This is a genomic window from Myxococcus sp. AM009 (assembly GCF_013372605.1).
Taxonomy (GTDB): domain Bacteria; phylum Myxococcota; class Myxococcia; order Myxococcales; family Myxococcaceae; genus Myxococcus; species Myxococcus vastator.
In genome coordinates this window covers 1-9082 of sequence record NZ_JABXEP010000223.1, presented here as the reverse complement: position 1 = coordinate 9082, position 9082 = coordinate 1, and the positions used below count along the sequence as shown (strand labels likewise).

The 9082-nt window shown below is 72.4% G+C and carries 8 protein-coding genes and 1 pseudogene; 6 read left to right on the top strand and 3 right to left on the bottom strand.

The window, feature by feature from the left end; translation table 11 throughout:
• Positions 1-1005: hypothetical protein (locus tag HV824_RS32985; protein WP_176425032.1), on the top strand; the 1005-nt coding region annotated here is incomplete at its 5' end.
• Positions 1006-1014: 9 nt separating this feature from the next.
• Here HV824_RS32985 and HV824_RS32980 read toward each other — a convergent pair.
• Positions 1015-1896 (bottom strand): YIP1 family protein, encoded by an 882-nt coding sequence (locus tag HV824_RS32980; protein WP_176425031.1) that lies wholly within the window; start codon positions 1894-1896, stop codon positions 1015-1017.
• A gap of 93 nt (positions 1897-1989) precedes the next feature.
• Here HV824_RS32980 and HV824_RS32975 point away from each other — a divergent pair, with 93 nt between their 5' ends.
• Positions 1990-2433 carry a hypothetical protein gene (locus HV824_RS32975; RefSeq protein WP_176425030.1) on the top strand — a complete coding sequence of 148 codons (444 nt, stop codon included), beginning with the start codon at positions 1990-1992 and terminating at the stop codon, positions 2431-2433.
• 38 nt (positions 2434-2471) lie between these two features.
• Here the strand turns inward: HV824_RS32975 and HV824_RS32970 are convergent, their stop codons facing one another.
• Positions 2472-4697: a serine hydrolase domain-containing protein gene (locus tag HV824_RS32970; RefSeq protein WP_176425029.1), complete on the bottom strand. Its 2226-nt coding sequence runs from the start codon at positions 4695-4697 to the stop codon at positions 2472-2474.
• Positions 4694-6178, bottom strand: a complete 1485-nt coding sequence (locus tag HV824_RS32965) for a GDSL-type esterase/lipase family protein (RefSeq protein ID WP_176425028.1) — start codon at positions 6176-6178, stop codon at positions 4694-4696. The genes HV824_RS32970 and HV824_RS32965 overlap by 4 nt, the downstream gene beginning before the upstream one ends.
• Before the next feature lie 298 nt (positions 6179-6476).
• On the opposite strand from HV824_RS32965, the gene HV824_RS32960 reads away from it, so the two are divergent.
• The 4 genes and pseudogenes from HV824_RS32960 to HV824_RS32945 all read left to right on the top strand — a co-directional run.
• Positions 6477-6767, top strand: coding sequence for a helix-turn-helix domain-containing protein (locus HV824_RS32960; protein WP_368671062.1), 291 nt, complete (start codon positions 6477-6479; stop codon positions 6765-6767).
• 101 nt (positions 6768-6868) lie between these two features.
• Entirely contained in the window at positions 6869-7165 is a 297-nt protein-coding gene (locus tag HV824_RS32955; protein ID WP_176421379.1) for a hypothetical protein, read from the top strand.
• A 132-nt stretch (positions 7166-7297) separates the two neighbouring features.
• Entirely contained in the window at positions 7298-8821 is a 1524-nt protein-coding gene (locus HV824_RS32950; protein ID WP_255208530.1) for a GspE/PulE family protein, read from the top strand.
• 26 nt (positions 8822-8847) lie between these two features.
• Positions 8848-9082 (top strand): annotated as a pseudogene (locus HV824_RS32945) (hypothetical protein); the annotation flags it as partial.

Here is a 9082-nt window from a genome sequence, read left to right as displayed (position 1 = left end):
CCCGAGGCTCCCGCCACCCCGCCCACCAGGCCCGCGCCTGGCTACACGCTGTCCTTCCTCGAAGCCGCGTCGCCCTCGGGCTGTACCTGGATTCGCCATGAGTCGGCGGGCACACGCAAGCCGCTCGCCACCGTGGACGCGGGGTGTGAGCGGCTCAAGCTGGCCTGGGGGCCGCGTGGCCGGCAGGGCCTGGTGGTGGACCGGGGCAACGGCGAGCTGCCCCCGCGCGCCTGGCAGGTGGACTTCGAGTCCGGCCAGAGCACCCGGCTGCTGCTGCCCGAGCTCGGCCACACCGACACGCTGGGCTTCGACGAAGCGGGTCACGTCGTCGCGCTGGTGTCACACCTGGAGGACCTGCCGCGGAAGATGGACAGCGGCCGTGAGTACTTCCTCTTCGACGGCAAGCGCTTCTTCCTCCCCGAGGCGGACGGCAGCCCGGGCCTGGCGCACGCGTACCGCCACGAGGCCGGCCAGTGGAAGCACCTGGAGACGGTGGCCACGCTGTACGAGATGGACGGCGCCCTGGGCACGGAAGCCCTGACCACGGCCAGCCGGCTGACGTCCTCCACCTTCAGCCAGGACGCGGACCGGCTCTCCGAGTCGGCGCTGGAAGAAGGCAACAAAGACGCGGCCCGGCTGGACGCGGTGGTGAAGGACCGGGGCCACACGGCCTACGGAATCTGGGTCTCCATGGAGACGCACCAGGGTCCGCTCTATGCCTGGGAAGCCGCGGGCGAGTTGCCCACGCTCATGCTCCCGCTGCGCTGGGAGGTGAACGACCGGCTGGTGGAGCCTGAGCAACTGGCGCTCGCGCCCACGTCGGCCGTGGCGCTGCGGATGCGCGGACGCCTGCTGCTGGTCTCCGCCGAGCAGGCCGCCCGCGTCTACGACGCGAAGACGAAGAAGCGCATCGCCGCGCTGGAGAACGTCCACGGCGCGCGCTTCTGGCCCCAGCAGCGGACCGTCACCGCGGCGGCGCCCACCACCGCGGTGACGGCGCCGTAGCGCCCCGCGCTACTTGCCGAAGCCGGTGGCCGCGCCCACCACCGCCACCACCGCGTAGCCTGCGAAGAGCAGGCCGCAGGAGAGCAGCGGCACCGCCAGGGCCCCCAGCACCGCGGTGCCCCAGGTCGTGCGGTGCATGCTCCGGTACGCGAAGATGCGCAGCCCCAGGGCCCATAGGGGTGCGCCATACATGCCACAGAAGGGAATCAGGCCCATCAGGTAGGGCGACATCGACAGGGCATTGGCGCGCAGGGTGACCTCGAAGGGCTGACCGGTGCCGTCCATCCGGAACACGACGTGGTCCAGCGCGGCGTTGATGAGCGCGACGAGCATGCCCATGACGGGCGCCATCACCATCATCGCCCCGAACACCCCAAGCCCGACCAGCCGGAGCCCGTGAGCGGAGACGTTGTCGCCCTCCGTCATCGCCGACGGGATGGCGAGGAGGATGGCCAGGTAGACAAGCGCAGTGGTGAAGGAGGCGGCCAGGTTGGACAGCGCCGCGAACCCCAGGGAGCTGCCCACCGAACCCACCGGCCGCGCGCGCTCGAAGGTGGCCGTGGGGCGCAGCATCACCGCCACACACGTCTGCCAGTACGCCCGCGGCGTCCCCAGCTCATCGCGCCGGTCCCACGGCAGGGCATCCGCGGGCACGCGGTCATGACACGCGGCGCACAGGGGCTCGTCTCGCGCCCCCTTCCGCAGGCACCGCGCGCACGCGAAGCTGCCGCACCGGCCACACGCATGCAGGCTGCGCAGCTCCGGGTGGACGGCACACACGGGGTCGGCGGAGCCTGGCGTGGCCTCCTGCAGCAGAGACGCGCCGCACCACGCGCAGCTCTGCGCGCCTGGGACGACAAAGGACTGACAACGGGGACACGGGATGCGCATACGTGCCCCCATCCTCGCATGGGTGCGCGCCGGGACGCCCCTGCTGTCGGAATCACGCTTTCGCGCCCCCAACGGCGCCTTAAGGGAAAGCGCATGCACCTGCCCGGCCTCGTCTCCCTCCTCCTGCTGTCCTCGCCCGCCCTGGCCGCCGAGCCCGCGGCGCAGGACCCGAAGGCGCTCGAAGCCGAAATCCAGCGCGACATGGAGGCCTTCGAGAAGAACCTGGACCGCGGCACGCCCATCCCCTGCGGCCACCCGCCGATGCGCCCCGAGCGAATCAGCGGAGAGGACCTCCAGTTCGACCCTGCGCGGCTCGCTCACCTCGACGAGGACGAGACCACCTACATGCTCACGTGCACCTTCAAGCTCAACGGGAAGGTCACGGGCTGTCTGATGCTCAAGCCTGCACTGAGCCTGGACGCGAAGAACCGCGAGCTCGTCAAGCAGTGGCGCTTCAAGCCCGCCCACTACAAGGGCAAGCCCATCGCGACGACCTGCACCCTGTTTGGCAAGGTGACGCCGCGTCCGACGAAGTGAGCCCGCTCCGCCGGAGGCCTGCGCTCCAGCGGTGACGCTCACTTCCCCGCGGGCACCAGCCCGTGGTCATCCGGCACGGGGCCGCTGGCGCCCGGAGCCTCGGGGACGTCGGGTGCCGGGGCCACCACGGGCTTCGGCGCCTCGCGCGCCCGCTTCGCCTCACGCAGGGCCCTGGTGGCCGCCGCCTTCCGGCCCAGGCGCTGCTCCCGCTTCGCCAACGCCTCCCAGAGCTCCGGCGCCTCCGGGTGCAGCGCCACGCCCGCGCGCAGCAGGCCCGCCGCCACCGCGGTGGACTCCGCGGTGAAGAGGCGCTTCAGGAAGCTCCGGGGCGCGAGCGCCAGGACGCCCTGCGGCGTGGCCACGGCCTCGCGCAGCTGCGGCAGCACGGACTCCTCCGGGTTCGCCGCGAGCAGCGCCTCGGCCAGGGCCCAGCGCGCATCCAGGCCCCGGGGCTGCAGCTCCACCGCCCGCTCCAGCCAGCGCCGCCGCGCCGCGGGCTGCCTGCGCCAGGCGAAGCCCTCCGCGATGCGCAGCAGCTCATCCGAGTAATCCGGATGAAACCCCGGCGACGCGGCCACGGACTCGCGCAGCGCGGCCCAGTGCGCCTCCGGGTTCTTCTCCTCGTCCAGCCGCAGGCGTTGAAGCGCGGGCAGCCGCGCGCGCTCCCAGCTCGCGGCCAGGCGGAGCACGTCCGCGCGCAGCGGCTCGCCGATGCGCTCCGCTTCGGGCACCTGCTTCGCGTCACCCGCGGCCAGGTAGTCCTCGAAGAACGCCAGCGGGCCTTCGAGCGTGTAGGCCTTCAGCCGCTCCGCGCCGTGGACCTTCTCCAACGTGCGGGCCATGTGCGCGCCCACGCGGATGAACAGGGCGCGCGAGCGTGGGTCGTGCCCGCTTCGGACGCGCTCCAGCGCCGCGCGGGTGTCCCGGCCAACCTCCTTCCGGTTCAGCATCGCGGACACCTGGGCGAAGGCGCCGGGCAGGTCCGTCTCCTCCGGCAGCACGCCCGGGCCGCGCGTGGCCCACTGGTGATAGGCCAGCCCATAGCTGGCGACGCGGGTGAGCCCTTCGTGCACCACCGCGTCCACCGGGTCCGCGACGTAGGCCTCGCGGCGGGTGTCGCCCTCTTCCAGCACCTGCTCCATCAACCGGATGGACAGCCGGCGCATGCGCCGCGCCTCGCCCTCCACGTTGGAGGCCAGGGCAATCACCGTGTCCTCGGCGGGGAGCATCATCAGCATCGTGGTCGTCTCGGGCTGACCGCCCGCGTGGGCCACCACGTAGTGGCCGCGCAGCGGATACGTCGCGAAGCCCATGCCGTAGTCAGTGAGGCGTCCGTCGGTGGTGGCCATGGACGTCTGCATGCGGCCCATCGTCTCGCGCGACACCAGGGTGTGCGCCAGCACGGCGCGGCCGAAGCCCAGCATGTCCCCCACGGTGGCGCGGGTGCCACCGCCGGCGAAGCGGCTGGACACGTCGAGGAAGCGCGACGGCTTCAGCGCCGTGCCCTGGACGCGGTAGCCCTTGGCCTGGTGCGCGTCCCGCGTGGCGGTGATGTCCAGGTCCGCGTTCGGCATGCCCGCGGGCTTGAAGATGTGCTCGCGCAGGTAGTCGCGATAGGACTGGCCGGAGGCCGTCTCCACCGCCGCGCCCAGCAGGTTGTAGCCCCACGTCGTGTACAGGTAGCGGGTGCGCGGCTCGAAGGCGAGCGGCTTGCCCGCGAAGACGGCGATGGCCGCCTGGGTGCTCATCGCCTTCGTGTTGCGGGTGGACGCCACCCCGTCATAGGTCGGCACGCCGCTCACGTGGCCCAGCAGGTCGCGCACCGTGACGGGCCACTGCCTGGCCGGATAGTTCGGCACCAGGGTGGAGATGTCCGCGTCCAGACTCAGCTTCCCCTGCTCCACCAGTTGCAGCACCGCCACCGCCGTGAAGGACTTGGTGACGGACGCCATGCGGTACGTGGTGCGCGGCGTCGCGGGCAGCTTGCGGCCCACGTCACGGTAGCCATAGGCGCACACCCAGCGCTCCGCGCCGCGGCTCACGCCCACCGACAGCCCCGCGACAGCCCCCCGCGACAGCTCGGCCCGGACGACCGCGTCCAGGGCGCCGCGCACGTCGTCGGAGAAGGCCCGAGGGGACTGCTCGGCGTCGGCGCTGACGGCCTCGCACACGGGCTCCAGCGCGGCCCGAGGCGCCGCCAATGACACGGGCCCCGCGAGCCCCAGGAGCACCGCGGCGCCATACCGTACGAACGCGAGTCTCATGGCGTGGCCTCCGCGGTGGGCTCGGACGCCCCGGCGGGCGCGGCGCCCGCCCCCGGCGGCATGGGCATCAACGCCGCGACACCGCGCGCGGGCGGCGGCGTCTCCACGTAGGCGCGCAGCAGCGCGTCGGTGACCAGGTGCCCCAGCACGTCCAGGCCCGCGCCGCGCGGGTGCACCAGGTCGTCATGCATGTAGCCGGACGCGTGGAAGCGCGCGAGCGCGCCCGCTCCGCCCATGGCGGCGTAGAAGTCGAAGAAGGCGCACCCTTCGGCGAGCGCGACCTCCCGCTCGGCGGCGTTGACCGCCTCCAGCGAGGGACGCTGCGACAGCGCCTGGGCCTTCGCGCCGGGCCCCTTCACCGCGTCCATGGGCCCCACCAGCAGGCACGCGCTGCCGGGCGCCGCCTCCCGGGCGCGGCGGAGCAGCGTCCGCAGGTCCGCGCGCAGCTTCTCCATGTCCAGGCGCTTCCATTCGATGCGCTTGGACTCGTTGCCCCCCAGGAAGAAGACGAGCAGCCGGGGCGCGCGCTCCGCGAGCTGGGACGTGAGCGTGGCGCCGTCCATGCGCGCATAGAGGCTCGCATCCGACGAAGGCACGCCCAGCGTGTCCAGGACGATGCCGGGCCGCGCGTGCTGCAACACCACGCCCTGCACCACCGCGCCCTGCCGCTCGGCCACCACGTCCAGCGTCTGTGCGTCCTCGGGCAGCTCGAAGTGGGTGGCGCGCGACGCGCCGCTCCCCGTGGGCTCGGTCCGCGCGAGCACCTCGCCGCCGCTGGAGATGCTGAGCGCGCCCGCGCCTGGCACGTCCAGCCACCACAGCGTGCCGCGGGGTTCGCCGTCCAACTTGAACCGGCTGCTCGCCTTGGCGCGCGTGGCCAGGTGATACACGCCGGTGATGCCGAAGGCGTGCGGGGGCGCGCGCAGCTCGCCCAGGGTGCGCGGCTGCCAGCCACTGCTGCTGGCGCTGGTGCGGCCTCGCCCGCCGTAGGGGGCCATGCGGTCCACCAGCAACACGCCCCGACCCGCGCTTCCGAACGCCGTGACCAGGTCGTCGCGCAGGACGTCCACGATGCGGTCCCCGGCAATCAGCGAGTTGCCGAACGCCTCGATGACCACGGGGCGGGTCGCGGTCCCCGAGGCCAGCGCATCCAGCGAGGCGAAGAAGGGCGCCAGCGCCGTGCGCGCGCAGCCATTCCCCAGGGGCGCCACGCAGGGGTCTTCCACGCTCGCCCCGGGCGCGCCCAGCTTCTCGGCCAGGGCCTGGAGCTCGGCGGTCCGCTCGGGGCGGACAGGCCGCTGCCGGCGAACCTCTGGCGCGGGCGGCGGCTCCACGGGGCGCGCGACCGGTGCCTCTGGCGCGGAAGCAGGGGGTGTGGCGGCGCGAGGCGAGGACCCGATGTCACAGGCGGTCAACAGGCCACCGAGCAGGACCGGGAACCAGGTCCGCCGGCCGCTCCGCCCGACTTCCGAATGCGTCATGTAGGAGGCAGCGTAGACGAAAGCCCCTGCGTGCGCATGTTCCCGGCCGACGGCTCCCCGCCTGCTGGCGGAGCAGCCCCAAAGCCCGCACTCCGCGTTCGTGGCCGCGGTGGAGTGGATGCCCGTGAGTCAACGGAAGTTGCGGGAGAAACGGCCCGGCGCAAATGCAAGGTCAAGCCCCGAACATCCTCCCTTCACATGCGACCGAGATACCCCAAATTATCCGCTCCCTCTTATGGAGAAACGGAACAACAGGGTCGCGAACTGGACGCGGTTGCACCGCCGGTTTGGCGACCACGTGCGCAAGCTCCGGACGTCCCGGGAGCTCACGCAGGAAGCGCTCGCGGAACGCAGCGACCTGTCCGTGGACGCCATCCGCCGGATTGAGCGCGGTTCGTTTTCTCCGTCCCTGGACACCCTGGGCAAGCTCACCAAGGGGCTCGACGTCTCCTTGAAGACGCTCTTCCAGGGCTTCGAACGCGAGCGCTCCAACGCCGTGGCGGAGATCTGCGACTTCCTGTCCGTGCGCTCGGGCCGCGAGGTCGAGCTGGCCTGGCGCGTCATCCAGGCCATGTTCGAGGAGCGCTGAGCCCGCTCCCGCCCCGTCACGCTCTCATCACCCTGCGCAAGTACACCTGGATTCGCGGCCCATGAAGGGCCGTGACCTGGCTGTCTTTCACAGGAGCAATCATGAACACGCTGACGAAGTTCCTCGCGGGTGCCTCCTTCCTGTTCGCGCTCACCTTTGCCCCTGGCGCGCAGGCGCAGCAATGCTACGAGGTCTGCGACTGCTCGAAGCCGTGCAACACGCTCTGCATGGATGGCGACGAGCGCTCCAGGTGCGGGACCGCGGGCCTCTCGTGCGTCGGCAACTGCGCGAAGAGCGACCCGCGGGCCTCCGCGGGCCACAAGAAGGCGTCCGACGGCGCCGCTCCGGCATGTGACCAGCAGCAGGACGACAAGGCCTCGGAAGAAGCCGAGAGCTGAGCCGCACAGGGGTTCCCAGGGGGTCAGGACACGCCCACCCGTCCTGGCCTCCGGGGCCGCCGCCCACTCGCCGAGTCCTTTTGAGAGCACGCCGACCCCGGTGGTAGCGTGCGGCGCCTGATGAACGCGCTGATGAATCGAATCGCGAGCCTGCTGTGGACCCTGGCGGTCCTCGTGGTGGTGGGCGGCGTCGGCCTGTGGGCCTACCGGCACGCGCCGCTGGGCGCCGCCATGCTCCTCCAGGAAGGCGGAAGCTACCTCCAGGGCGTGCTGTCGCCGCTGCTCGCGGGCAGCGTGGCCCTGGCGTTCGGGCTGAGCTACACCTCCGGCGTGGTGGCGCGCCGCGCCCGGCACCGCGCGCCCCGGCCGAAGCCCCTGCCCAAGGGCCCCAGCATCTCCCCGCTCGAGGTGCTCACCCACGACACGGCCACCGCCGTCAGGACCCTGCTCAAGGACCTGGGGCAGCGGCTGCGCCGCATCGCCGCGAAGCCGGACCCGGACATCATCGCCTTCATGGGCCAGTTGATGGACGGCGCCATCCGCCTGGGCGCCAGCGACATCCACATCCATCCGCTGGAGTCGGGCACGCGCATCGCGTTCCGCCTGCACGGCGTGCTGGAGGAGGTGCTCTCCTTCCCGCGCGAGCACCACTCGCGGCTCATCAACCGCGTCAAGGTCCTCGCCAGGCTGGCGCTGTACGACCTGGACAAGCCCCAGGACGGGCACTTCCCGTGGACCACGGACGACGGGCCCGCGGACATCCGCGTGTCCATCCTCCCCACCAACCACGGCCCCGCGGTGGCGCTGCGCATCGCCCGCACCGGCGTGCGGCTGCCCCAGCTGCCCGCGCTCGGCTTCCCCGACGCGTTGCTCGCGAAGTACCAGGAGCTGCTCGCGCTGCCGCAGGGCCTCGTCCTGGTGGCCGGCGCCACCGGCAGCGGCAAGACGACGTCGCTGTATGCCTCGCTGGGCCACATCCAGCAGTCGCGCGGCGAGCTCACGCGCATCGCCACCATCGAAGACCCCATCGAGTTCGACGTCCCCCTCTTCGCGCAGACGCAGGTCAACGCCGCGCAGGGCTTCACCTTCGCGCAGGGCCTGCGCGCCGTGCTGCGGCAGGACCCCAACGTCATCATGGTGGGTGAGATTCGCGACTCGGAGACGGCGCGCACGGCCATCCAGGCGGGGCTCAGCGGCCACCTGCTGCTCAGCACCATCCACGCCAACTCCGCCGCGGGCGGGTTCAACCGCTTCATCGACATGGGCGTGGAGCCCTTCCTGCTCGCCTCCGCGACGGTCGCCACCCTCTCGCAGCGCCTGGTGCGCAGCCTCTGCCCCCACTGCCGCGCCCCCCTGCCCCTGACGCCCGAGGAGGCGGTGCGGCTGGACGCCGCCGGAATCCGGCGCGGGAACTTCTTCGGCCCCGTGGGGTGTGAGCGCTGCGAGGGCAGCGGCTATCTGGGCCGCACCGCCATCTACGAGATGCTCGTGGTCTCCCAGGGCATCCGCGACGCCATCAACGCCAAGGTGCCCAGCTCCCGCATCCAGGAGCTCGCGGTCCAGGAGGGCATGGTGCCCCTGCTGGCCGCGGGCGTCGAACGCGCACGCACGGGCGACACGTCGCTGCGCGAAGTGTTCCGCGTCGTTGGCGGCTGAGCCCTCTCCCCAGGAAGCGACCTCACGTGAACACCCCTCCCTTTCCCCGCGGCCCCGTCACGGAGGCGTCATCCGACAACGAGGCCTGGTCCCAGTCGTTGATGGGGCGCACCGAGGAGCTGGCCCACCTCCAGGCGCAGACGCCCCAGGAAGCCGAGCCCGCCGAGCCGCCCACGGCCCAGCCCGGGCCTGGGGTCGCCGGGGCGCCCCGGAAGCGGACCTTCCAGGCGCCGCCACCGCCGCCTCCGCCCAGCCCGCTGG

Excerpts from the sequence above, each read along its gene's own strand:
- HV824_RS32980 (WP_176425031.1), bottom strand. The coding sequence starts at position 1,896 with ATGCGCATCCCGTGTCCCCGTTGTCAGTCCTTTGTCGTCCCAGGCGCG.
- HV824_RS32970 (WP_176425029.1), bottom strand. The coding sequence starts at position 4,697 with ATGAGACTCGCGTTCGTACGGTATGGCGCCGCGGTGCTCCTGGGGCTC.
- HV824_RS32965 (WP_176425028.1), bottom strand. The coding sequence starts at position 6,178 with ATGACGCATTCGGAAGTCGGGCGGAGCGGCCGGCGGACCTGGTTCCCG.
- HV824_RS32950 (WP_255208530.1), top strand. The coding sequence starts at position 7,298 with ATGAATCGAATCGCGAGCCTGCTGTGGACCCTGGCGGTCCTCGTGGTG.
- HV824_RS32955 (WP_176421379.1), top strand. The coding sequence starts at position 6,869 with ATGAACACGCTGACGAAGTTCCTCGCGGGTGCCTCCTTCCTGTTCGCG.
- HV824_RS32975 (WP_176425030.1), top strand. The coding sequence starts at position 1,990 with ATGCACCTGCCCGGCCTCGTCTCCCTCCTCCTGCTGTCCTCGCCCGCC.